Below are 25,269 nucleotides of genomic sequence, written 5' to 3'. Positions count from 1 at the left end.
GATAGTGACTAATAATGTAAACGGTATAATTCGAGAAAAATTTAGCAATTCGTGTTATTCAGTCACTGTTTGTAGTAATTAGTATCACTAATTGTAAGGTTATTGTGTTTTAGCTCATAATTCAGGCAATCTCTTATCCCAAAATCATGAGCAATTTGAATGTCAGTCCATAGCTGATCGCGCCAAATAACGTGGCGAAGATAATACTGTTGGTTTTATAAAAGCAGCCACAGATAACCAGAAAGCCAATCAGTGTCGGCATGAGTTTCTGCGGGTTATGCATAATTTCTGGTGTACTGGAAACCACCAATAACGCACAGATAGAAGCAATCCCAATGCTGTCCAACAGCAGTGAAACTCTGCCTCGTTGCAGACCCGCTTGTTTACGTGCTGGTCCCAGGCGCAGTGGCAAATAACGAAACAGGTAATTTACCGTCCCCACCACTAACCCAATAATCAGGACATCTGAATTCATGGTGTCGGCTCCTGCTCGTTATTTTCACTGTGTTCGGTCACCACTTCTGGTGTGGGTTGCAGCAGGGCGGCCAGGCACCCTGCGCCAATTCCGGCCAAAATCGCCACCGGAATAGAGAACAACACGGCGCCGAGCAATGCGCCACTCAGCGAGGCGATAACGGTTAGGCTGTATTGGCGTTTAAATGAGGCCAGCAGAAAGCTCAAGAACAACGCCGGTAACATAAAGGAGAGGGAGGCCTCAATAGCGGGATAATTCTCCAACGGGCCATTGCCAAACATGGCACCGATTGCGGTACCTGCCACCCAAGATAGCCAAGAGGTAAACGCGATACCGAGCATCCAGTTTTCGCTCCAGCGTCGCTCTTCTTTCATTAACTTGGTGGTGGCAGCAGCAAACACTTCATCGGTCAAACCAAATGCCCACAGCGCGGTTTTTTTACCGGATAATTTGGTCAGAATACGGTGTTTGAGTGCCGGTCCATACAAGATATGACGGATATCCATTGCCATCACGGTTAAGGCGGAAACCCATAATGACATCCCGGCGCTGAGCAGGGCGGTAATAACGAATTGGCTGGCACCGGCATAAATGATGCAAGAGAAGAAAATACCTTCCAGCGGGGTAAAACCCAGTTTTACCGAACTCAGACCAAAGGCGAAGGCGACGGGTAAATAGCCGATAACGATAGGCAGGCTATCGGTAATGCCCTCCGTAAAGGTGGCGGTTGACCGGGTAGCTGGCGGAGAGTCGGTGATTTGGCTTGGCATAAGATCTTTGGGTTACAGGGCAAAATAACAAGTTAGGTAACATTACCAGAGTGGTAATTTTCTTAATACCCTATAACCCAAATTTATATCTGCATTGATTATTAGTTAGCTAACTAATTAAGGTCACTCAACGGGTTGATTAACGGGAGGATCAAAGCGTTTACCGGCCAGCCACGTCGTAATATTTAGTATGCACAGCACCAAACCGGCCATTGCCACACCATACCAGCCGGCATGTTGGTATGCTGCTGCTGAAATCAGCGAACCTAACGCCCCGCCGATAAAGTAAGTGGTCATATAACCGGCGGTTAAGCGATTTCTGGCTTCCGGCATCATGCGATATATCACGCTCTGATTGGTGACATGCACCCCCTGAACCGCCAGATCCAACACCACAATGCCGATAATCAGCGCGATGATGGAATGCTGCCCCAGGGCGATAGGTATCCAAGACAACAGCAGTAATCCCAAACCAACACTGGTGGTGATGCGGGCTTTACCTTTATCCGCCAATTGGCCCGCTTTGGTCGCCATCAACGCGCCAGCAGCACCGACCAGGCCAAATAGCCCGATAGTAGCTTCTGAATAGCCGAAGGGGGGAGAAGCCAGTAAGAAGGCCATCGACGTCCACAACACACTAAAGTTGGCAAACGAGAGCGCGCCGAGCAAGGCACGGGTGTGCGAATAAACAGCGAGAATATTGAACCAAGCAGCTGGCCGTAATTTAAACCGGTATGTTGTTTATAGCGCGGCAGGTAGCGCCACAATACCAATGCCATGACGAACATCAGCGCGCTGGCGACCCAATAAATGGTGCGCCAACCGCCAATGGAGGCCAGTGCTCCTGCCACGGTTCGTGCCAGCAAAATCCCCAGCAGCAGACCACTCATAATAATACCGACCACCTTGCCGCGTTTTTCCGGCGCAGCCAGAGTGGCCGCCAGCGGCACCAGTAATTGTGCCACCACTGAGAACAAACCAGTGAGCGCGGTGCCAACAATCATCATAGTGAGGTTTTGTGACATTGCGGTAATCAGCATGCCGCCAGCAGCCAGCAAGGTCATGCCCACAATCAGCCCACGGCGTTCAAACATATCCCCTAGCGGCACCAGGAACATTAATCCCACAGCATAGCCCAACTCGGCCGCAGTAACGATAAATCCAGCTTGATTGACCGAGAGATTAAAGGCTTGTGCGATGGTTTCCAGCAGTGGCTGGGCATAGTAGTTGCTGGCAACAGCCAGTCCGGTTGCGACCGACATCAACACGATCAATGCCGGACTTAACCCGGAGTTTTCAGCTTTTTGTGTCATAAGGAATTATTCTGAATTGATAAGAGCGACAGTATTAGATAATTAGGAATGATAAACCAAGGGATAAATTTTATCTCAGTTCAGATCGGGTTTTAGTTGATACTCGATCGGTGATCACTTTGCTTCAACCAAGCAGGCTAATCGAACCGTGGCCGACTCGCTGGCGAATGACAGATAGCACTCAGCATGAAAATTATCTTATTACTGCGGTGGGCTTGTGTGCTATTTTCCGCAAAAATGCTTATGCTGAAACGATAGTTTCATTGGCCGGAGAAGGGTATGAAACAGATTGATGAACGTTTGCGGGCGCATTATGCACAGTTGACCCCGCAGGAGCAGCGCGTTACTGATTTTATTTTTGATCATTTTGACGACCTGATTAGCTATAACAGTGCTGAATTGGCGCGCTTGAGTGGGGTGTCTAAGGCCACGGTTAGCCGGCTGTTTAAGCGCTTGGGGTACGCCAGTTATCGGGAAATGCGTGAAGAAGTACGCACCTTGCGTCAAAGCGGTATGCCATTGACCGATAGTCGTGATGCGGTACAAGGGAACACCTTGCTGGCGCGCCACTATAAGCAAGAAATGGCGAATTTAACGCATTGGGTGAGTCAGTTGGATAGCCGTCAGTTAGCCGAGGTTATCGATGCGATGATACGTGCGCCGCGTATCTTATTATTGGGGCTACGAAACAGTTACCCGGTTGCTCTGCATTTACGTCAACAGTTGTTGCAGGTGCGCCAGCACGTGCAGTTGGTGCCACAAGCGGGGCAGACGCTGGCAGAGGAGTTGGTGGATGTCACGCCGCGTGATTTAGTTATTGTGGTGGCATTTCGCCGCCGGCCAAAAGTTATCCGCGAGATCCTGCTACAAATGCAGGTACAAGGCGTGCCGACGCTGCTGATTTGTGAGCCGCAAGCTCAGTCAATATTGCCGTTAGCACGTTGGCGGTTGACTACGCCGCTCGACAGCGTATCGGCTTTTGATAGCTACTCTTCGGCCATGAGTCTGGCAAATTTACTGAGTAATTCTTTATTGCATGAAATGCTCGCACAGGGCCGTCAGCGAATTCATCAAATCGCTGATTTATATGATGATTTAGGAGAGTTAGAGCAACGGTAGTTTGTTCGCCATATAGGTCAAAAGGCTATCGTTTAGTTCAGTGTCCGAAGGGGTAACACTCTTCTGGCTGTTGCGACAGCTTATGTCACTTTCACCTCCCGGCGGCGCGCTAACGCCTTCTTTTTATCAATTAATGCACTTTTGTGGTGCATTTTGATTGTTGATTTGCACCTTGATTGTGAGTCTCTCTCTTCGATTTATTCCTTGTGATTCGTGTAGTGAGCCTAAATATGGGCCTCTCGTCATAGGTTATCATTGGCATAGTAGTTGCAACGATGGTTTCAGTATTTGCTTTTAAAGAACCCATCGTTTCATTACTGAGTTATTGGAGATATGCTATGAACATGAAAAAGCGGATGTTGGCCTTGCTGGGTGCTGCACTGATATGGGTTCAGGCTCCTTCGGTGTTAGCCGATCAGTTAGAGCAAATTCAGCAGCGTGGTGTGTTGCGGGTCGCCGTTCCACAGGATTTCCCGCCATTTGGCTCGGTTGGTACGGATCTTCAGCCGCAGGGTTATGACATCGACATGGCACATTATTTGGCCGATAAGATGAAACTAAAGTTGCAACTGGTGCCGGTGACCAGTGCCAACCGAGTGCCTTATCTGCAAACGGATAAAGTGGATTTAGTGATTTCCAGCTTGGGTAAAAATCCTGAACGGGAAAAAGCTATCGCATTTAGCCGTGCCTATGCACCGTTTTTCTTGGGTGTATTTGGTGCTAAAGACGATGCACTGAAGCAACCAGAACAATTGGCAGGTAAAACGGTGGGGGTAACCCGTGGTGCAGTGGAAGATATGGTGCTGAGTGAGTTAGCCCCTAAAGATGCTCAGATTAAACGGTATGAAGATAACAACACTACGCTGTCAGCCTACCTGTCTGGTCAGGTGAATTATTTGGCGACGGGCAATTTGGTGGTCAGTGCACTGGTTCGCCAGAATCCAACCCAGGCACCGGTGGCGAAGTTTATGCTGAAAGATTCACCGTGTTATATCGGTTTGCGTCAGGGAGAAACGGCTCTGAAAGCCAAAGTGGATGCACTGATTGGGGAAGCATTGCAGGATAACACGCTAAATGGTTTGTCCGAGAAATGGTTGAAGGCGCCGTTACCGGCTGATTTGGGTGCATAACAGGAGTTGGCTATGACCTATCAGCTTAATTTCTCTGCTTTGTGGCCTTATCTGCCTGAACTATTGTCGGGCCTGTTGACCACCATTGAGCTGACGGCTATGGCCACCCTCGGCGGTATTGCGCTGGGGATAGCGGGAGCCGCAATTCGCTGTGGTGATAGGGTTATATTGCGCCGGATATGGGGCGGTTATGTAGAAATTGTGCGTAATACCCCATTCGTGGTGCAACTGTTTTTTATTGTGTTTGGTTTACCGGCACTTGGCTTGAAACTTAGTGCCGGTCAGGCAGCCTTATTGGCGATGACTATCAATCTGGGCGCTTATAGCACGGAGATTATTCGTGCCGGGATTCAAGCCAGCGCTAAAGGCCAGTGGGAGGCGGGGCGGGTATTAGGGTTACGCCGTAGTCAGACTTTTTTCCGCGTGATCCTACCGCCGTCGTTACAGCGCATTTATCCGGCGCTGGTAAGCCAGTGCATTATTGTGATGCTCGGTTCTGCGGTGGTATCACAGGTGTCATTTGAAGAACTGACATTTGCCGCCAACCTGATTCAGTCGCGCACCTTCCTCAGTTTTGAAGTCTATCTGGTGACCACCTTGCTCTATTTGTTGTTAGCCATCGCAATGCGCCAATTACTGCTGGCGGTTGGCCGTCGATTCTTTGGGAGCCATAACTCATGATGTTTACTGACTGGGATATCATCCGTAACTTGTTATTGGCCGCCCGCTGGACGCTGTTACTGTCACTAACGGCCTTTTTTGGCGGCACATTAGTGACATTACCATTGATGTTGATGCGCTTGAGTCGTTGGTGTTGGGCAGCTCGTTTTGTCCGTCTATATACCGAATTGTTTCAGGGTACGCCGTTGCTGATGCAACTGTTTCTGGCCTTCTTCGGCTTAGCACTGTTGGGTATTGATGTTAGCCCGTGGGCGGCTGCGGCGATGGCTTTGACACTGTTTACCAGTGCCTTTCTGGTGGATATCTGGTGTGGCAGTATTGCAGCGTTGCCGAAAGGCCAGTGGGAGGCTTCCCGCTGTCTGGGTCTGAGTTTCAGCCAGACGTTATTGCGGGTGATTGTGCCGCAGGCGATGCGTATCGCAATTGCACCGACCGTGGGTTTCTCGGTGCAGGTTATCAAGGGCACAGCACTGGCATCGATCATTGGTTTTGTCGAATTAACCAAAGCGGGCACCATGCTCAATAATGTCACTTATCAGCCGTTTAAAGTTTTTGGCTTAGTGGCGCTGGGCTATTTCCTGATGTGTTATCCGTTGTCGCGTTACAGCCATTATCTGGAGAGGAAATTTCATGCCGCTGATCACCATTAATCAGGTTCAAAAATACTATGGCCAGAATCATGTACTTAAAGGCGTAGATCTGGATATCGAGATGGGCGAAGTGATCTCGATAATTGGCCGCAGTGGTTCAGGTAAAAGTACCTTATTGCGTTGTATCAACGGGCTAGAGGGATATCAGGACGGCAGTATCAAGTTGGGTGGTATGACGGTAACGGATCGTGATTCGCAGGCGCGGGAGATTAGCCGCTCGGTAGGCATGGTGTTCCAGAGTTTTAATCTGTTCCCACATATGACAGCGTTGGAGAATGTGATGCTGGCACCGCGTCGGGTACTGAAAAAGAGCACGACCGCGTGCCGTGAACTGGCGGCGTTGATGCTGGAAAAAGTTGGGCTGGCCGACCGGCTCGATTATTACCCGGCTAATCTTTCCGGTGGGCAGCAGCAGCGTGTGGCGATTGCCCGTGCGCTGGCGATGCAGCCGAAGGTATTGCTGTGCGATGAGATCACCTCGGCTTTGGATCCTGAGTTAGTGGGGGAAGTGTTGAAAGTCCTCGAACAGTTGGCGGCAGAAGGTATGACACTGATTCTGGTGACCCATGAGATGAATTTTGCCCGTGAAGTGGGTGACCGGGTGGTGTTTATGCATCAAGGGCGGGTGTGGGAGCAGGGCGAAAGTCGCGCCTTATTTGCTAATCCACAAACTACTGAATTAAAACAGTTTATATCATCGGTCCGTGGTTTGTAGGCCACATTTCACTGAATTATTTAAGGATGGAGATTTTCTATGTCGGCAATAAACCCTAATCCGCTGTTTTGTCAGATTAACCCACCGGCACGGTTGCTGATGGGGCCGGGGCCGATCAATGCCGATCCCCGGGTATTGCGGGCGATGGCCAGTCAGTTGATCGGGCAATACGATCCGGCGATGACAGAGTATATGAATCAGGTGATGGCGCTATATCGTGGGGTTTTCCGCACTGAGAATCAGTGGACGATGTTGATCGATGGCACCTCTCGTGCGGGTATTGAGGCGGTTCTGCTGTCGGCCATCCGCCCTGGCGATAAAGTTCTGGTGCCGGTTTTTGGCCGTTTTGGTCACTTATTGTGTGAAATTGCCCGCCGTTGCCGGGCCGAAGTCCACACTATCGAGGTGGCGTGGGGCGAGGTATTCAGCCCAGAGATGATTGAAGATGCTATCAAGAAAGTACACCCACGGCTGCTATTGACGGTGCAGGGCGATACGTCAACCACCATGTTGCAGCCGCTGGCTGAGTTGGGCGAGATCTGTCGCCGCCATCAAGTGTTGTTTTATACCGATGCGACTGCATCGCTGGGGGGGAACCTATTGGAAACTGACGCCTGGGGGTTGGACGCAGTATCTGCCGGGTTGCAAAAGTGCCTTGGCGGGCCATCAGGCAGTGCTCCGGTGACCCTCAGCCCACAATTCGCTGAGCAAATTCGGCGGCGCAAATGTATTGAGCAGGGGATCCGTACTCAGGATCATGCTGATGGCGACGAAGAGATGATCTATTCCAATTACTTTGATTTGGGCATGATCATGGATTATTGGGGGCCGGAGCGCCTGAATCATCATACCGAAGCCACCAGTATGCTGTTTGCGGCACGGGAATGCGCACGAGTAATACTGGAAGAGGGATTGGATAACGGTATTGCCCGTCATGCTTTGCATGGTGCAGCGTTGTTGGCGGGCATTCAGGGAATGGGGCTGGCGGTGTTCGGTGATATGAAGCACCGCATGAACAATGTGTTGGGGGTGGTTATTCCGACCGGTGTTTCTGGTGAGCAAGTGCGGCAACTGATGCTAAATGATTTTGGTATCGAGATTGGTACCTCATTCGGGCCGCTAAATGGCAAAATTTGGCGCATCGGCACTATGGGATATAACGCGCGTAAAGATTGTGTGATGCAAACGCTGGTGGCATTGGAGGCGGTATTAAACCGTTTAGGTTTTGCCACGGTTCAGGGCAACGGATTGCAAAGCGCGTGGAATGTCTATCAAGCTGAGAGTGATAAACCGGCTATTGATCCACTAAACGGAGCGAACTGATGGCTGTTACCCTGCCGGATGCCGAGGCAGAGCAGGCTGCATTACGGGTCTTGGCCCGTTGTGATGTGCTGGCGGCAATCAGTGAATCAGCGGATGCGCTGACGCGTGTGTACCTGTCTCCTGAACATTTGCGGGCAAATCAGCAAGTGGGTGAATGGATGCAGGCGGTCGGGATGCGCGTCTGGCAGGATGCAGTTGGTAATATTTGCGGCCGTTATGAAGGGCTGCAACCTGATGCGCCGGCCCTATTGTTAGGCTCTCATCTTGATACGGTGCGCAACGCCGGCCGTTACGATGGCATGCTAGGTGTATTAAGTGCGCTAGAAGTGGTGGGGTATTTGTATCGTCAGCAGCAGCGGCTGCCGGTGGCCATTGAGGTGATTGGTTTTGCCGATGAAGAGGGTACGCGCTTTGGTATCACCCTGCTGGGTAGTAAAGGTATCACTGGGCGCTGGCCGGCCGATTGGTTGAGTAAAACCGATGCTGAGGGTGTCAGTGTGGCGCAGGCCATGGAGAATCTTGATTTTGACCCGGCGGCTATTGTCAGTGCGCGACGTGAGGTGAGTGATTTTTGTGCTTATCTGGAGCTGCATATTGAACAGGGGCCGTGTTTAGAAAAGGCCGATTTGGCATTGGGTGTGGTGACGGCAATCAATGGCGCGCGCCGTCTGAATTGCCGATTTATTGGCTTAGCGGGCCACGCTGGTACGGTGCCGATGGGGCAGCGGCAAGATGCATTGGCCGGTGCGGCGCAATGGATTGGTGCCGTTGAACAGTTGACTGCTTGCTATGGTGAACATTTAGTGGCGACAGTTGGAACACTCAGTTGTTCGCCAGGTGCTGTGAATGTGATTGCCGCAGAGGTGGTTCTGACGCTGGATATTCGTGGCCCGCAAGACTGTCACGTGGACCAGTTACTGGCCAGCTTGTTGGCGCAGGCGCAAGTGATAGCAGCACAGCGCGGCCTGACTTTTTCATCAGAAGAGTTTTACCGTATCAGTGCTACCGAATGTGATATGGCTTTGCGCCAGCGAATCAACGCCAGTATTGATCGGGTACAGGGGCGCTCATTATTGCTGCCCAGCGGTGCGGGGCATGATGCCATTGCTGTTGCTGAGTGCTGGCCAGTAGGGATGTTGTTTGTGCGCTGCAAAGGAGGGGTAAGCCATCATCCTGATGAATCCGTCATGCATAGTGATATTGCGCTAGCCATTCAGGCTTATCTGGAAACGGTGCTATCCTGGCAGCGGGTTTAATACACTTGGGGAGCACTTTTGCGGCACGGCTCCCCCTGGTTTTACCTTTACAACAATAAAAAATCATCAACATCGCGCCATGCCGGAAAGGCTTCGCGATAGCTCTGCAATGTTTCTAAAGACAACTCAGCATCCAGTTGCGCAGCCAGTCCCGGTTCTGCTTGCGCCAACACCTCACCTTGAGCATCCAGAATCACACTGTCGCCCTGGTAGTGATGGCCGTTATCATCATCGCCGACCCGATTACATCCGGCGACGTAAGCCTGATTTTCTATCGCGCGCGCTGTCAGTAAACTTTGCCAGTGTTTGGCGCGAGGAGCTGGCCAGTTAGCGACATAGAGTGCTAAATCATAATCTTGCAAATTGCGTGACCACACCGGAAAACGCAGGTCATAGCAAACTTGCATCAAAATTCGCCAGCCGCGCCATTCCACCACCTTGCGCTCTTTGCCCGCTTGATAGTGGTGGTGCTCACCGGCCATGCGGAATAAGTGGCGTTTGTCATAATGATGAACGCGCCCATTCGGTTCAACCAGCAGGAAGCGGTTCACCGCACCCTCGGTGGTTTTCAGCGCCACACTGCCGCCAATCAGGGCATCAGTAACCGTGGCCCAATGGCGTAACCAGTTGATGACCTCACCTTCTGATAATGCATTTTCAGCCGCATTCATGGCAAAACCGGTGGTAAACATCTCTGGCAACACAATCACATCACGCTGCCGGAGTGGCTCCAACAGCATGTCAAAATGGCGCAGATTTGCCTGTGCATCCAACCATACCAATGGCTGTTGCAGCAGGGTCAGTTTTAAAGTTGACACAATCGCTCCGCCGCAGCATCCAGCGTGGCATCCTGTTTGGCGAAGCACAGCCGGATCAGTTTATGGGGAAACGGGCCTTCACAAAATACCGATAACGGTATCGCGGCCACGCCGACATGTTCGGTTAACCATTGGCAGAATTCAACATCATCAAGATCAGAAACCGCGCTGTAATCGGCCAACAGGAAATAGGTGCCTTCACTCGGCAGAATTTTCAGGCGGCTGGTGGACAGCGCATTAACGAAGCGATCACGACGGGCGCGATAAAAATCGGGCAGTTGCTGCCAGTGCTCTGGTTGGGCATTGAGCATATCCGCCAATGCGAGCTGAACCGGCGTGCAAACCGAAAAGGTCAGATATTGATGAATTTTACGTACTTCGGCACTGATAGCGACGGGGGCGATGCAATACCCCACTTTCCAACCGGTCATATGGAAGGTTTTGCCGAAAGAGGACACTGCAATGGCGCGTTGGCGCAGGTGCGGATGAGCCAGCACACTGGCATGGCCTGTGGCGCTAAAGCAGATGTGTTCGTACACCTCATCGCTCAGCACATAGATATTACGTTCAGCAATCACTTGCCACAGTTGTTCAAAGTCTTCCGCCCGCCAAACAGTCGCTGAAGGGTTATGCGGCGTATTGACGATAACCAGACGAGTACGTTCAGAAACCAGATCAGCAAATTCAGACCAGTCGGTGGCGAATGTCGGGGGTTTCAGTGCTATGCGCTTGAGTATGCCGCCCGCCAGTTTAACTACCGGTGCATAGCTGTCGTAACTGGGGTCAAAGCAGATAACTTCGTCGCCTGGGCGCACCAGGGCGGTAATGGCGGCAAACAGGGCTTCGCTGGCACCGGTAGTGATGGTGATTTCGCTGTCGGCATCGGGCTGCCAGCCGTAGATTTTAGCCGTTTTCTCCGCAATTGCATTGCGCAGCGGCGCCACGCCGGTCATTGGGGCATATTGGTTTGCACCTTGACTGACATGATAGGCCAATTGCTGTTTCAAATAGTCTGGGCCATCAAAATCGGGGAACCCTTGCGATAAGTTAATCGCTTGGTGTTTTTGCGCCAATGCACTCATTTGCGTAAAGATTGTAGTGCCTTGTGCCGGCAATTTACTGTCTGGAATAAAGGATAAAGTGCTCATGGCAGATGAATACTCCTGGCGCTGTATGTTGCCGTCAATATAACACGATGTTAAGATTTGGCAATCAAGACGCTTAGATGTTTAAACGGCTAAATGCCGTAATTCGCTAAGCATAGATAAAAATGTACTAAAGCTGATCGTCGGGCAAATTGCGGTTGCTAAATGTGATGACCCACCTACACCACAACAGGGATATGCAATGACAGAAAATGTACAACTTGGCGCGCTGTTAGCCGCCTGCCACTGGATCGGGGAGAAGGGCTGGTGCCCAGCGACTGGTGGTAATATGTCCCTGCGGCTGGACTCGACTCATTGTCTGGTTACCGAATCGGGTAAAGATAAAGGCAGCCTCACCGCTGACGATTTTCTACTGGTAGAAACCGCCAACAACCATGTTCCCAGTGGGCGCACTCCCTCGGCAGAGACCGGGCTACATACCTTGCTTTATCGTCGGTATCCAGAGATCAATGCGGTGTTACATACTCACTCGGTGAATGCCACCGTGCTATCTCGGGTTGAGCGTAGCCATGAATTAGTATTGCAAGGCTATGAAATGCAGAAATCACTATCGGGTCAGCGTAGCCATTTGGATGCGGTTGCCATCCCTATTTTTGATAATGATCAGGATATTCCGGCGCTGGCCCAACGGGTTGCCGCACTGGCAGATAATAACCCGCTACACTACGGATTCTTGGTGCGCGGTCATGGCCTGTATTGCTGGGGAAATAGCGTGGTGGAAGCCCGTCGTCATCTGGAAGGGCTGGAATTCTTGTTCCAGTGTGAACTGCAACGCCGCTTGTTTGATCTCAATTCTAACGTGGGGGCTAAATGATCCAGGCTATTGTTACCGATATTGAAGGCACCACCAGTGACATCCGCTTTGTCCATCAGGTGCTGTTCCCCTATGCCCGCGAGCGACTGACGCCCTATTTGCGTGCACATCAGCAGGATGAAGAGATTGCCGTAGCGCTAACCAGTTTGCGCCATGAACTTGCACAGCCGGATGCTGATATTGAAACATTGATTACCGCGTTACATGGTTTTATGGATGAAGACCGTAAATCCACGGCGTTGAAAGCGATTCAAGGCATTATCTGGCGCACCGGTTATCTGCAAGGGGACTTTCGTGGTCATCTTTACCCAGAAGTGGCCCGGCAATTGGCCGACTGGCAGCAACAGGGTTTGGGGTTATATGTCTACTCTTCCGGCTCGGTTGCTGCGCAGAAACTGTTGTTTGGTTACAGCGATGCAGGGGATTTACGCCCGCTATTCAGTGGCTATTTTGATACCCATGTTGGGGGGAAACGTGAGGTGAACTCTTATCAGAATATTGCTAGTCAATTAGCTATCGCCCCACAAGCACTGCTGTTTTTATCTGATATCCGTCAGGAGTTGGATGCCGCGCAACTGGCGGGTTGGCAAACTTGCCAACTGATTCGCGACTTTCCTGATAACGAAAGCCGCCACCCACAGGTGAGCCGTTTTGATCAAATCGTTTTGGAGGATTTTACAGCATGAGCGGATTAACGATTTTTAGTGATGAGCAGCCGGAGCAACCGCTGTGGCAAAGCCGTGATGCTGAAGAGATCCAGCAGCAACTGACTGCTATTGGTGTGCGCTTTGAGCGCTGGCAGGCAGATCGTGAACTGGGTGAAAATCCACAGCCGGAGGCGGTGATTGCAGCTTATCAACATGAGATTGACCGGCTGGTGGCGGAGAAGGGTTATCAGAGTTGGGATGTGATTAGCATGCGGCCTGATAACGCTCAGCGGGAAGTGTTGCGTGAGAAATTTTTATCAGAACATACCCACGGTGAAGATGAAGTGCGCTTTTTCGTTGCAGGTGCAGGGTTGTTCTGTTTGCATCTGAACGGTAAAATTTATCAAATACTTTGTGAAAAGAATGACTTACTTTCTGTCCCTGCCGATACTCGCCACTGGTTTGATATGGGGTCTGCACCGAATTTCACGGCTATTCGGGTATTTGATAATCCTGAGGGGTGGGTGGCACATTTTACTGGCGATAAGATAGCCGATGCTTATCCACGTTTGGATTGATCACCTTCTTACTTGAAGCCGCAGCTAACACCGCTGCGGCTTCAATTGCTTTGGGGATAAAATTACAAACATTGCTAATTCTTAGCTTGGAAGAAGCCTGCCGCCACTTGTTCTGGGCTAATGACGCCGCTGTCTAATACCCAACCACTGATCAATGCTGCCGGTGTGACATCAAATGCCGGGTTATACACAGCGGCATCTTCTGGTGCCCAATGGCAACTGCCAAAGCTGCCTGAGACACCGGTCACTTCACTGGCGGCACGCTGCTCGATTGGGATCGCTGCACCATTCGGGCAGTTTGGATCGTGAGTAGTGTGCGGGGCGGCAACATAGAACGGAATATTGTGATAGTGGGCCAACACCGCCAAACTGTAAGTGCCTATTTTATTTGCCACATCGCCGTTGGCGGCAATGCGATCCGCACCAACCCAGATAGCATCCACTTTGCCCTGAGCCATCAGGCTGGCAGCCATCGAATCACAAATCAATTGATATGGAATACCTAACTCACCTAACTCCCAGGCGGTTAAGCGGCCGCCTTGTAGTAAAGGACGGGTTTCATCGACCCACACCTGCTGAATATTACCTTGCTGATGGGCTTTCAATAATACGCCGATAGCGGTACCAATGCCTGCCGTAGCGAGGCCACCGGTATTGCAGTGGGTTAGCAAGTTACTGCCCGGTTTAACCAGTGCCGCCCCATGCCGGGCAATGCGCTCGCACAATTCTCGGTCTTCATCCACCAAATGTAGCGCTTCGCGGACCAAAGTATCGACCCAGTTGGCTTGTAGCAAAGCCTGCTGCATCCGTGCCAGATTATTCATCAAGTTGACTGCCGTCGGGCGGGATTCACGCAGCGCGATGACTGCCTGCTCAAGTTGAGCTTGCGGCAAACCACGTTCTGCCAGTAAAGCCAATAATAAACTTGCTGACAGTCCAATGAGCGGTGCACCACGGACTCGCAATGTTTGGATATGACCAATCAGTAACTCTACCGTATCAGCTAATAGCCACTCCTGACGCTGTGGTAATGCCTGCTGATCGAGTATCCAGAGCTGGTTATCGATAATTCTTAAGCTGGTGGTTTGTAAATCGAGCCTGTTAAGCGTCTGCATTGTCAGTTAAATCCATGTTGCGTTATTGCATCTGGTTTCTTATTCTGCCAACATATCTTACGGATGTGTAGACGTCTATATGGTTTTACGCCTAAATACGGATTTTTTAGCTCTAACAGAGAATAATTTCACAGCTAAGCAAGTGGTTGGCGGTGAGTGAACCAGAATCGGGTAAAGAATAAAGAGGTCGAAGATGTCGCGCTACCATACATTTACTGCTGCGGATGCTGTTGAATATGCTCGCCAATTTGGTCAGGTTGCTAATCCACTGACCTTAGTGATGGCCGATGAAATTGGGGATGGCAATCTCAATCTGGTGTTTAAAATCCGTGATGCGGCCGGCGTCAGTCGGGTGATTGTCAAGCAGGCACTGCCTTATGTGCGCTGCGTTGGGGAGTCTTGGCCGTTGACCTTGGATCGCGCTAGAATTGAAGCGCAAACCCTGCTGACACACAGCCAATTTTGCCCGCAACACACGGTCAATGTGCTGCATCACGATGCTGAATTGGCGGTTATGGTGCAAGAGGACTTATCTGATCACCATATCTGGCGCAGTGAACTGCTGGCAGGTAAACACTATCCGCAAGCGGCGGGACAACTGGCTGAATATTTGGCGCAAACCTTATTCCATACCTCAGATTTTTATCAGTCGGCACAAGCCAAAAAAGCGGCAGTGAGCTGCTATACCAATCCAGAGTTGTGCCAGATTACTGAGGATCTATTCTTTACTGACCCTTATATTGATCATGAACGTAATAATTTTGATCCGGCATTACTCCCTGATGTACTGGCTCTGCGCCAGGATAATGCTCTCAAGGTGGCGGTGGCCTCACTTAAACATCGCTTCTTGAGTAAGGCCGAAGCATTGCTGCACGGGGATATTCATAGTGGTTCTATCTTCGTTGCTGAGGGGCGTTTGAAAACTATTGATGCCGAATTTGGTTTCTATGGCCCAATCGGTTTTGATGTGGGTACCGCACTAGGGAATTTACTGCTCAATTACTGTGGACTACCCGGCTTGGCCGGCCCCCGTGATGCCGCAGCTAGCCGCGAGCAACGGCTGAAAGATGTGCATATTATCTGGCAAACATTTTCCAGCCGTTTCGTGGCGTTAAGTCAGGAAAAAACGCAGGATTTAGCCTTAGCGACCGAAGGATATGTACAACAGTTCCTGCAACAGGTTTGGCAAGACGCGATAGGGTTTTGTGGTACTGAATTAATTCGGCGTACCATTGGCCTGGCACATGTTGCTGATCTGGATAGTATCGCTGATGAAGAGATGCGCCGGGAATGTCAGCGTCATGCGTTGAGTTTGGGGCGTAGTTTGATATTGGCCGCATCACACATTGATAACATTGATAATTTGATTGCTCGCATCAGGCAGAATGGATAGCAAAAATTATTCATGGTACTCGGTGATGGTCTGAACCAGAATATAGTGACCCCGTTAAGTAATGCGGGGCTTTTTATTATTTAAATTACTATATCTAATTATAATTATAAAAAGCATTGTTCATATTTAAGTGATTGGCGGGTATTTAGGCTGTTTTAAAATACGATTAATGTTTTTTATTGTTATTATTAGTGTTCCATGTGGCTTATTATTTCTTTTACTGTAATTGTAGTTGGTGTTATTTGGCTGGCTGGCTGGCTATTATTTTAATGTGTGTTTTCATTTTGTTAAGTTATTACTTCACTCCCTATTTAAATTCTAATTACTTTGATTATTTATTTGTATGTGAATCTATTATTGTTTCATGTCGATAATGAAATATCTACCATAAATAACTATTTGTTATACGTGTGAGATGAATATTAGTCTGAACCAACAGAGGTTACTCTTTGGGATGTTGGTATTTATTAATTCGTCATGCCATTTTACATTCTATTTTATGTTTATTTAATCACTTTATTAACTTGCTAACTAAAATCAACTATGTGGGCCAGTATTAAATGACGGAGGTTATTATTATTTAAACTGGCGTGATCATCATGCTAAGCAGGCGTATTTTATGCGACATTTTTATTATCCAGAAAAATTACGGTATCAGACTAAACTGAGTTCCACAGTAATCATGTTTGCCCTTTTTTTTTGCTCACAGGTAGTCGCCGCTCCTCAGGTCATAAATGTACCGAATGCGGGTGTGATTAGTAACGAAATACGGCAAACAACGCCGGTGCCATTGCGTGCGCCACAGGAAGCTGAAATCAAACTTCCACCTTTGCTCCTTCCTACATCGTTTGGCGGTTCTACCTCGGCGGGAAGAATCATGTTACGTGAGGTTAGATTCGAGGGTGATACCCAGTTATTACGGCACAGTAACGGAAATAATAAAGCACTACGCGCCGTAATTACGCCTTGGTTGGGGCAACAATTAACCTTTAATGATTTACAAGCCATGACGTTAGCGGTAACTCGCTTTTATCGACAACAAGGATTTGTTGCCACTCAGGCAATATTGCCACCACAAACTATCCGTGAAGGTGTTGTCATAGTTCGTATTATTGCTGGCAGATTAGATAAACCGGAGATTAATAATCAGAGCCGGTTGAATACTGATTTTGCTACTGCGGTGATTGAAAGTAATAGTTGTAGCAAAGAAGTGGGTTTTGTTGGCAATAAAGATTGTGCCGCTTCTCCGGCTGAGTTATCCCGCCTTGAACGCACCACCCTTATTCTTAATGAAATTCCGGGGGTTGATGCTGCTTTGGCATTAAAACCGGGAACTCAATCGGGAATGACGAGAGTTTATGCTGATATTTCCCCAGGACAGACTGCGATGGGATATCTCGGTGTGGATAACCAGGGTAATGATTATTCTGGTCATAATCGGTTATTAGTCGGTGGGGTACTCAATAATATGACCGGCTGGGGTGATCAACTACGTACTGATTTGATTTTATCCAGCTCGGTAGATGTATTCAATGGCATGTTGGATTACAACTTCCCCATTAATACTTATGGCACCCGTGCAGCGCTTAATTATAGTTATCTGGATTATACCCTAAAGGGGCCTTTCGAAATATTGGATGCTCATGGCCATTCTAACACTTGGGGCATTAATTTACGCCATCCGTGGATCCGTAATTCGGCAGCTAGAATTGATGTGAATACCGGTTATTATCAGAGCAGAATGCGTGATTCACTGATTATGCTGCCAGAACAAAAGCGCAATCTGGATGCCGGTGAGTTTGGTCTTGGTGGTACGTTTACCGCAGTACCTAGAGGACTCAGTAATTTTACTTTACTGGGTACGGCAGGCCATCTGTCATTGGATGACGAATTCAGTCAAAGCATGAATTCCTTAACTGGTATTGGTGGCACTTTTGCCCGTTTTAATTATCGTGCCGGTCATGATCAGGGTTTTGGCCCTTATTTCACCTTTTTCAACCAATTTACCGGTCAAATAGCCAGTAAGAATCTTGATAGCTCACAAAAACTGTTATTAGGTGGGCCGCTGGCGGTGCGCGCCTATGGCATTGGTGAAGGGGCGGTGGATAAAGGCACTCTTTTCACTACCGAATTACGCACCCACTGGCAACTCTTACTTCCCACATGGGCAGGAACTGGGAATCAAATCACCTTTGCGGCATTTTTTGACCAAGGGTGGGGCTCTTACTATCGCCAGCCTATCGCGGGCCTGACGGGGAATAATATTAACCTGTCTGGCTTTGGTGCCTATATCACACTCTTTCGTCCGGCAGATTACAGCTTGAATCTGACTTGGGCACATCGAACCGGCCAGGCTGCAATTGCACAACCGGATAACGACCAACTTTGGCTTAGCGCTTACAAGATGTTTTAGCGCTTATTGGCATATTTGTCAGATTTAATGGACGTGAATAATGAACAGTAAATTATACAAACTTATTTTCTGCCGTCGGTTGGGATGTTTAATTGCTGTCGGAGAGTTTACCCGAACTTACGGACGGTCCTTTTCGTCTGGCGGCAAAAAAGTCATTAATGACAATAATACAAAAGCTGGAATATTAAGCCACCTGGCCATCATGACGGGATTAGCTCTTGGCATATTACCGCTACGGGTATTCGCCCATCCCTCACTGCCGGTTAACGGCAATATTATTAGCGGTCAAGGTGTGTTGAATGTTCACAACACCACCCTTACCGTGACTCAGCAAAGCGATAAGTTGGCAATCAATTGGGGCAGCTTTGATATCGCGCAGGGGAACAGCGTTATTTATAACCAGCCAGGGCAGCAGAGTATTGCGCTGAACCGGGTGCTTGGTCGCGATGCATCGCAGATATATGGCAGCCTAAAAGCGAATGGACAGGTCTTTTTACTTAATCCGAATGGCATTCTGTTTGGAAAAGGTGCGCAAGTTGATGTTGGTGGTTTGGTTGCCAGTACTAAATCCATGTCAAATCAGGATTTTGTTTCTGGGCGCTATACGTTGACCAGCCGAAAACATGAAGGCAAGTTGGTTAATCAGGCTAATTTGCACACCACCACTGGTGGCTATATCGCGCTGATTGGCCAGCAGGTTGATAATCAGGCTTCCGGTGTTATCGCGTCGCCGCAAGGAAAAGTAGCATTAGCGAGCGGGAGTCGTGTCACCCTTAATCTGGATCACGGCAGCTTGCTGAGTGTGCAAGTCCAGGGTGAACAGGTCAGTACTTTGTTGCAAAACGGCGGGCTGATTCAGGCTGATGGCGGGGTTATCCAACTGACAGCGCGCGGCAAAGAGATGTTAATGAATACTGTGATTGATAATACCGGTATTTTGCAGGCGCATAGTTTATCTGAAAAAAATGGCGTTATTTACCTCGATGGCGGCAGTGAAGGGGTGGTGAGCCAGCAAGGTGTTATTGATGTCAGTAGTGCGCAGGGCCGTGGCGGGAATGTTATCTTGCAAGGTGAAAAGATACATTTGGTCGAAACGAGCAAAATTGATGCTCGCGGGGCTGAGGGCGGTGGCAAAGTCCTGGTCGGGGGCGATTGGCAGGGTAAAAATAATGCGATAAAAAATGCCCGAGCAGTCGTCATGGATAAAGGTGCGGATATTGATGTTTCTGCTTCAAACCACGGGTCGGGTGGTACCGCCGTGCTCTGGTCAGAAGATTACACTGGCTTCTATGGCAATATTTATGCTCGTGGTGGGCTACAGTCAGGTAATGGTGGGCAGGTAGAGACATCCAGTAACCGTAATTTACAGGCTTTTGGTCAGGTTGATACTGCGGCTATTCATGGTAGTCAGGGGAGTTGGTTACTTGATCCCGCAGAGGTAAGTATTGTTGGTAGTGGTGCTGAAAGCGGGGTAATGGTTCAGATTGGGGACATTCCTGCTGGATATGTGAAAAATACCCAGGTTTTCGCTCCGACGGTCAAGGTAGCGCAAATATTGAATAGCAGTATCAATACTCAACTCGATCGCGGCACCAATGTGACGGTGACTACCACTAATCACACTTTAACCAATTGCCGCTGGTGCAATATTACGCTAGAGGCTGATATCAATAAAACAGCGGGTGGCGATGCTACGCTGACGTTACATGCTGACGGCAATGTTGTTATTAACAATAATATTACCGCTAATCTTGGCAAGCTGAATCTTAATTTATTAGCGGGTAATTCTACTGCCGACTCTGTTATTACATTAAATAATAGTGATGTGTTGTTAAATAAAGGGGATTTATTGGCAAAACATGCCAATGATAACAGTGCGACTCGTATTATTATTATGGGTGGGAAATATGATGTCGGCAACCTCACTCTTGAAGGAAATGCTGGGGTGGCATCGCAAATTGGGGTGAGTATCAGTCATGCTGCTAATATTTCTGTAGCAGGTGAAACGCGTATAGCGGGTGAAAGTAGTAATGCTAATGGGCAAGGGTGGCGGGGTATTGATATATCTGAGGATTCAGTCTTGACTGGTTCGGGTAATATTTTATTTGATCTTAAGTCTAATTCTAAAAGTTCGTGGGTAGGCACATTTACGAATGCAACCATTACCGGTGATAAAGATATCACATTCCTGGTAAATACCAATGGTAGTGCATATGGTGGAATGGATTTTATTAATGGCAGTATTTATTCTAAGTCTGGCAATGTTTTATTTGATATCAATGGTGATATCTTTACCCAGACTAACCTTGGGTTACGAATAAAGGAATCACAAGTTAATGGAAATAGTGTTAAATTAAATATCAATATCACTGGAGTTGATGGTTTATTACTTAGAGATAGTAACCTTACGGCAACTGCCGGTAATATTGATGTTGATGCCACTACTACCAATAAAGGGCTGTGGATCTCAGGTGACACTAATATAAATGCCAGTGGCGATGTTAATCTGAAAGGTGTAACCACGAACTCTACAGTTGCGGGTGCTGATGCCATCAGGATAAGTGGTAACTCCAGTAGTGTTCAGGTCAATATGACTGCCGGTGGTAATATATCGCTGGTGGCGGTTAATGAAGGAACGGAAATCGGTACCACAGTTGTTGCGGATTTTGCCAATATAAAAGCACAGGAAGGAGATTTTAATTTAAATATCAGTGGGGTCAAAGGCAGTCCTTTCAATAATGTCACTATCAGTGCCGATAATATTTTGATGAATGGTAATATCATCGGTAATGAGGTTATATTGATGAAGAATACAGTTCTTACTGCTAAAAATGATATTAGAACCAATTTAACCTCCGCCGCACATAAAGCCTTCTGGTTCAGCGGTAATGGTGCGATGACGGCAGGCCAAGATATACTATTAGTTGCCAATACCTCAGCACTCGCTGTGGAGGCGGTGACAATAAATGGGACCTCATCTAACAAAGTAAATATCACTGCGGGGAAAGATATATCAATAGAAGCCAATAATCATGGCAATACTTCAGGGGCGGGTATTGGTATTGATGGGGCTAATATTGAAACTAAAAACGGAAACTTCACAGTAAATAACAATGGTTCAAAAGGCATAACCTGGGCCAATTTAGATCTCACAGCAAATGAGGTTAACGTTGTCTCTAACTCGACTAGCTCTGCCGGATTGGCAATACGTGAATCTAATATTACTGCTACAACAGGTGATATTAATGCCAATGTAACCTCCGAAAAAGAAGGTATTTTGATTAAGCCAAATACCATTTTTAATGCTAACAAAGATATTAATCTGACGGGAGTTGCCACCGTTGATGGCGAAGGGATTTTTATTCAAGGGGATTCAAATACGTCACATAATAATCTTAATGCACAAGGAAATATCACCTTAAATGGTAAGGCTGATATGGGGGCTGCTACGCGAGCATCTGTCTATCTATTAAATACGACGCTGACATCAACTGAGCACAATATTGATATCAATGGTCTGTCTCAAGGTTCGAGACATGTTTATTTTACTGATGTAGAACTTAATGCTACTGCGGGGAATGTTACTGTTTATTCTGAAACACTGGCCGCTTTACCGACTTCATTAAGCACTGCATTAAGTTTGGGGGGGAATATCAGTATAAAAGCCAAAAATGGTTCGATGATCGGTAAAGCATTTAATACGACGCAGGGCTCAGGCGTTGGTTTTAGAGCCAATAGTACCTTGTCGGTTGAAGGGAATATTGCGTTTCAAGGCGAGACAGAAGGCAATGGTGCTACCCGCAAAGGGATTGATTTTAATGGGGTGAATACACTCAATATTGCTAAAGGTAGCCAATTATCTCTCCTCGGTGAAAATAAAGGGGCACCAGCGACTGCTGGCGGAGGGGGTATTACCCATACAGATGCAGCTCAGTTAACGATAAACAATAATGGTTCTTTCAAAATGGAAGGGCGCTCAACCAGCGGTGTCGGCATTAACTTTCCTGCCAGTAATAATAGCGTGATATTAAGTGGCGAGGGTGACACTCTCATTAGCGGCAGTAGTGTCGAAGGTATTGGGGTTGCTATTTCCGGTGTGGTTAATAACGGTACCGGCCCGGTCACGATTGAAGGAACCAGTATTGATAGCGCCGGTGTTCACCTCTTCAGTGCCGAGCATCAAATTAATCATATTAATGTCACCGGGAGTTCAACCCATGCCGAAGGTCTGCGCATTAGCGGCAATGCCACTATTACTGATACCACTCTGACCGGAGAATCAATTAATGGCAATGGTGTGAAAATTGATCCACTGCCGGGTTCTAATATTGTCACTCATGCCGTGTTAGATAATGCCACGCTCAATGGCAGTAGTACTAATGGCATCGGCGTAGAGATTGCCAATGATATAAAGGGTGTCCATCAGAGTGTTATTAATGGCAGCACCGATGGTGTTGGTTATGGCATGGATATAGCAGAAAATTTATATGTCATCGGCACCAGTGAAACCGATTTGCTGACATTAAATGGGGTGGCAACAACAGATACCGGTACTGGGATAAAACTCAATGGCAATAATGATTTAAGTAATACCAGCTTAAATGGCTCGGCTGTGGATGGTATTGCATTGCATATCATCGGCCCACTGACCAATCAAGGCAATACGGTATTGAACGGCACTGCTTCCGGCAGCGGTATTGGTGTGTGGGTTAATGGCCAACTGAGCGACAGTGTGGTGAATGGGACTGCGGCCAGTGGCATTGGTGTTCAAGTTATGAATGGTGTGCTTGATGACAGCCGCATCAATGGCATCTCCGATACTGGTTCTGGGGTTGGCGTCAATGGCGACACGGTGCTGAATGATACCGTGCTGGTGGGAAATAGTTCGGATGGTAAAGGGGTGGAGATCGTGGGCCGCCTGTCAGGTAGCCACGGCAGCGCAGTACAGGGTGAAGTGGTTAACGGCACGGGAGTGTATATCGATAGAGATGCCACTCTCACTGGTGGTGGTACGGACGATCTGTTTGCTGTCAACGGTAATGCGATGGGCGATAAAGGCACCGGTGTGCAACTGGAAGGTAATAATACCCTTGATAATACCACGCTAAACGGTAGCGCCACTCAGGGTACCGGTGTTGATATTGCCGGTCCGCTGGTGAATAACGGCAATACTCGCGTGGTGGGTATTGCCACTGGCGGCAACGGGGTGGCGTTGAACGGGGCGATCGCTGGCGGTACGGTCAGCGGCACCTCAGACAGCGGTACGGGTGTCAAAGTTGATGGTGATATCCAACTTAATGACACCATCATTAACGGTAACAGCTCTGACGGCAAAGGGGTGGAGATCGCCGGTAACCTCACTGGCCGCAATGGCAGTGCGGTACAGGGCGATACCACTAACGGCACCGGGGTGGACATTGGTAAACAAATCCTCCTGGAGGGCGGTGGCCTGGGTGACCTGCTCAATGTTACCGGCAACGCCACCGGCGAGAATGGCACCGGCGTGCAGTTTGACGGTATCAATCTCCTTGATAACACCACCCTAACGGGGAATGCCACTAACGGCACCGGGGTGGATATTAATGGCTTACTACAAAATGAAGGTAACACCACGATTGGGGGGCAATCGGAGAATGGCAACGGTGTCCAGCTTGGAGGGGCAGTCAGTGGCGGCACAATTAATGGTACATCAGCTAATGGCAGCGGCATCAAGGTGGCAAATGACAGTAATCTGGACCACGCCATCCTCAACGGCAACAGCCCGGACGGTAAGGGGGTGGAGATCGCCGGTAACCTCACTGGCCGCAATGGCAGTGCGGTACAGGGCGATACCACTAACGGCACCGGGGTGGACATTGGTAAACAAATCCTCCTGGAGGGCGGTGGCCTGGGTGACCTGCTCAATGTTACCGGCAACGCCACCGGCGAGAATGGCACCGGCGTGCAGCTTGACGGTATCAATCTCCTTGATAACACCACCCTGACGGGGAATGCCACTAACGGCACCGGGGTGGATATTAATGGCTTACTACAAAATGAAGGTAATACCACGATTGGGGGGCAATCGGAGAATGGCAACGGTGTCCAGCTTGGAGGGGCAGTCAGTGGCGGCACAATTAATGGTACATCAGCTAATGGCAGCGGCATCAAGGTGGCAAATGACAGTAATCTGGACCACGCCATCCTCAACGGTAACAGCCCGGACGGTAAGGGGGTAGAGTTCGCCGCTAATCTGACAGGTGGCAACGGCAGCGTGGTGCAAGGCGATACCACTAATGGCACCGGTGTTGATATTGGTGAAAACGCCTCGCTCAGTGGCCCTGCAGCGGATGATCTGCTGACGGTGACCGGCAATGCTAGCGGTGAGAAAGGCACCGGTGTTCAGTTCGGCGGCAACAATACGCTGAATGACACCACCTTAGGCGGTAATGCCAGCGATGGTCATGGCGTGGAGATCACGGGGCTAGTATTCAACAGCGGCAATACGACGATTAATGGTGATGCCGCAGGTGATGGTCATGGTGTGCATATTGGTGGCCCAATTAGTGGGGGGAGGGTGAACGGCCGTTCCGGTAATACTCATGGTATTTTCCTCAATGATTATGCAGCGATAACTGACATTACGCTTGGCGGGAATACCGGCTCATATAAGCCATCGGTGTTTTTCACCTTGCCGGAGAATATTGGTGACAATGTGATTATCAATGGCAAACCTGTTAATAAAAATAATTTTGGCGGTAAAGTCAGGTCGGCTCCTAACCCCGGTGAGAAATCGACTGGAGATAGTACGCAGGTAGCTCAGTCTCAGGAGGGGGGGAATCAGCCTCGTTACTCATAAGACGAAATCAAATTCTCGGCGCCCTCGAAACACAAACTTTACCGCCCTCTATCCT

Annotated in this window: 18 protein-coding genes and 1 pseudogene; 13 read left to right on the top strand and 6 right to left on the bottom strand. The window is 48.9% G+C overall.

What is annotated here, in order from left to right:
- Nucleotides 1-133: 133 nt before the first annotated feature.
- From ygaH to V1955_RS17415, 3 genes and pseudogenes are all read right to left on the bottom strand, one after another.
- On the bottom strand, nucleotides 134-475 hold the full coding sequence (ygaH, locus tag V1955_RS17425; protein WP_083160189.1) for an L-valine transporter subunit YgaH: 342 nt from the start codon (nucleotides 473-475) through the stop codon (nucleotides 134-136).
- Nucleotides 472-1,245 (bottom strand): AzlC family ABC transporter permease, encoded by a 774-nt coding sequence (locus V1955_RS17420; RefSeq protein WP_083160187.1) that lies wholly within the window; start codon nucleotides 1,243-1,245, stop codon nucleotides 472-474. The genes ygaH and V1955_RS17420 overlap by 4 nt, the downstream gene beginning before the upstream one ends.
- A 123-nt stretch (nucleotides 1,246-1,368) precedes the next feature.
- A pseudogene (locus V1955_RS17415) lies at nucleotides 1,369-2,558 on the bottom strand (MFS transporter).
- Between the two features lie 279 nt (nucleotides 2,559-2,837).
- Between V1955_RS17415 and V1955_RS17410 the strand changes: the two are divergent.
- From V1955_RS17410 to hpxK, 7 genes are all read left to right on the top strand, one after another.
- Nucleotides 2,838-3,677: a MurR/RpiR family transcriptional regulator gene (locus V1955_RS17410; RefSeq protein ID WP_442821228.1), complete on the top strand. Its 840-nt coding sequence runs from the start codon at nucleotides 2,838-2,840 to the stop codon at nucleotides 3,675-3,677.
- 338 nt (nucleotides 3,678-4,015) lie between these two features.
- Nucleotides 4,016-4,807 carry a transporter substrate-binding domain-containing protein gene (locus tag V1955_RS17405; RefSeq protein WP_083160183.1) on the top strand — a complete coding sequence of 264 codons (792 nt, stop codon included), beginning with the start codon at nucleotides 4,016-4,018 and terminating at the stop codon, nucleotides 4,805-4,807.
- 12 nt (nucleotides 4,808-4,819) lie between these two features.
- Complete coding sequence (locus tag V1955_RS17400) at nucleotides 4,820-5,488, top strand: amino acid ABC transporter permease (RefSeq protein ID WP_083160181.1); 669 nt, start codon at nucleotides 4,820-4,822, stop codon at nucleotides 5,486-5,488.
- Complete coding sequence (locus tag V1955_RS17395) at nucleotides 5,485-6,138, top strand: amino acid ABC transporter permease (protein WP_372558134.1); 654 nt, start codon at nucleotides 5,485-5,487, stop codon at nucleotides 6,136-6,138. Before V1955_RS17400 ends, V1955_RS17395 begins: the two co-directional genes overlap by 4 nt.
- Nucleotides 6,119-6,853 (top strand): amino acid ABC transporter ATP-binding protein, encoded by a 735-nt coding sequence (locus V1955_RS17390; RefSeq protein WP_083160177.1) that lies wholly within the window; start codon nucleotides 6,119-6,121, stop codon nucleotides 6,851-6,853. The genes V1955_RS17395 and V1955_RS17390 overlap by 20 nt, the downstream gene beginning before the upstream one ends.
- 39 nt (nucleotides 6,854-6,892) lie before the next feature.
- Nucleotides 6,893-8,176, top strand: a complete 1,284-nt coding sequence (locus V1955_RS17385) for a pyridoxal-phosphate-dependent aminotransferase family protein (RefSeq protein WP_442821227.1) — start codon at nucleotides 6,893-6,895, stop codon at nucleotides 8,174-8,176.
- The gene (hpxK, locus tag V1955_RS17380) at nucleotides 8,176-9,432 is read left to right on the top strand and encodes an allantoate amidohydrolase (protein ID WP_420073159.1); all 1,257 of its coding nucleotides are present in this window, start codon (nucleotides 8,176-8,178) and stop codon (nucleotides 9,430-9,432) included. Before V1955_RS17385 ends, hpxK begins: the two co-directional genes overlap by 1 nt.
- Before the next feature lie 47 nt (nucleotides 9,433-9,479).
- On the opposite strand, the gene V1955_RS17375 is transcribed toward hpxK, so the two are convergent.
- Nucleotides 9,480-10,250, bottom strand: coding sequence for an amidohydrolase (locus V1955_RS17375; protein ID WP_083160173.1), 771 nt, complete (start codon nucleotides 10,248-10,250; stop codon nucleotides 9,480-9,482).
- Entirely contained in the window at nucleotides 10,238-11,398 is a 1,161-nt protein-coding gene (locus V1955_RS17370) for a pyridoxal phosphate-dependent aminotransferase (protein ID WP_083160171.1), read from the bottom strand. Before V1955_RS17370 ends, V1955_RS17375 begins: the two co-directional genes overlap by 13 nt.
- Nucleotides 11,399-11,597: 199 nt before the next feature.
- Here V1955_RS17370 and V1955_RS17365 point away from each other — a divergent pair, with 199 nt between their 5' ends.
- From V1955_RS17365 to V1955_RS17355, 3 genes are read left to right on the top strand one after another with little or no spacing between them, the layout of a single operon-like run.
- Nucleotides 11,598-12,230, top strand: coding sequence for a methylthioribulose 1-phosphate dehydratase (locus V1955_RS17365; RefSeq protein WP_372568738.1), 633 nt, complete (start codon nucleotides 11,598-11,600; stop codon nucleotides 12,228-12,230).
- Nucleotides 12,227-12,916, top strand: coding sequence for an acireductone synthase (mtnC, locus tag V1955_RS17360; RefSeq protein ID WP_372568739.1), 690 nt, complete (start codon nucleotides 12,227-12,229; stop codon nucleotides 12,914-12,916). The genes V1955_RS17365 and mtnC overlap by 4 nt, the downstream gene beginning before the upstream one ends.
- The gene (locus V1955_RS17355) at nucleotides 12,913-13,455 is read left to right on the top strand and encodes a 1,2-dihydroxy-3-keto-5-methylthiopentene dioxygenase (RefSeq protein ID WP_083160165.1); all 543 of its coding nucleotides are present in this window, start codon (nucleotides 12,913-12,915) and stop codon (nucleotides 13,453-13,455) included. The genes mtnC and V1955_RS17355 overlap by 4 nt, the downstream gene beginning before the upstream one ends.
- 74 nt (nucleotides 13,456-13,529) lie before the next feature.
- Here the strand turns inward: V1955_RS17355 and mtnA are convergent, their stop codons facing one another.
- The gene (mtnA, locus tag V1955_RS17350; RefSeq protein WP_442821226.1) at nucleotides 13,530-14,570 is read right to left on the bottom strand and encodes an S-methyl-5-thioribose-1-phosphate isomerase; all 1,041 of its coding nucleotides are present in this window, start codon (nucleotides 14,568-14,570) and stop codon (nucleotides 13,530-13,532) included.
- A gap of 193 nt (nucleotides 14,571-14,763) precedes the next feature.
- Here mtnA and mtnK point away from each other — a divergent pair, with 193 nt between their 5' ends.
- The 3 genes from mtnK (at nucleotide 14,764) to V1955_RS17335 (ending at nucleotide 25,214) form a co-directional block, all read left to right on the top strand.
- Nucleotides 14,764-15,963, top strand: a complete 1,200-nt coding sequence (gene mtnK / locus V1955_RS17345; RefSeq protein WP_083160161.1) for an S-methyl-5-thioribose kinase — start codon at nucleotides 14,764-14,766, stop codon at nucleotides 15,961-15,963.
- Between the two features lie 619 nt (nucleotides 15,964-16,582).
- Nucleotides 16,583-18,376, top strand: coding sequence for a ShlB/FhaC/HecB family hemolysin secretion/activation protein (locus V1955_RS17340; RefSeq protein ID WP_442821225.1), 1,794 nt, complete (start codon nucleotides 16,583-16,585; stop codon nucleotides 18,374-18,376).
- A gap of 40 nt (nucleotides 18,377-18,416) precedes the next feature.
- Nucleotides 18,417-25,214 carry a two-partner secretion domain-containing protein gene (locus V1955_RS17335; RefSeq protein ID WP_442821224.1) on the top strand — a complete coding sequence of 2,266 codons (6,798 nt, stop codon included), beginning with the start codon at nucleotides 18,417-18,419 and terminating at the stop codon, nucleotides 25,212-25,214.
- The last annotated feature ends 55 nt before the right edge of the window (nucleotides 25,215-25,269 follow it).

The sequence above is a fragment of the Yersinia sp. 2545 StPb PI genome (genome assembly GCF_052217125.1).
GTDB lineage: Bacteria > Pseudomonadota > Gammaproteobacteria > Enterobacterales > Enterobacteriaceae > Yersinia > Yersinia enterocolitica_E.
Note: the sequence above shows the minus strand (reverse complement) of the source record. Positions and strands in the feature narration are given on the sequence as shown.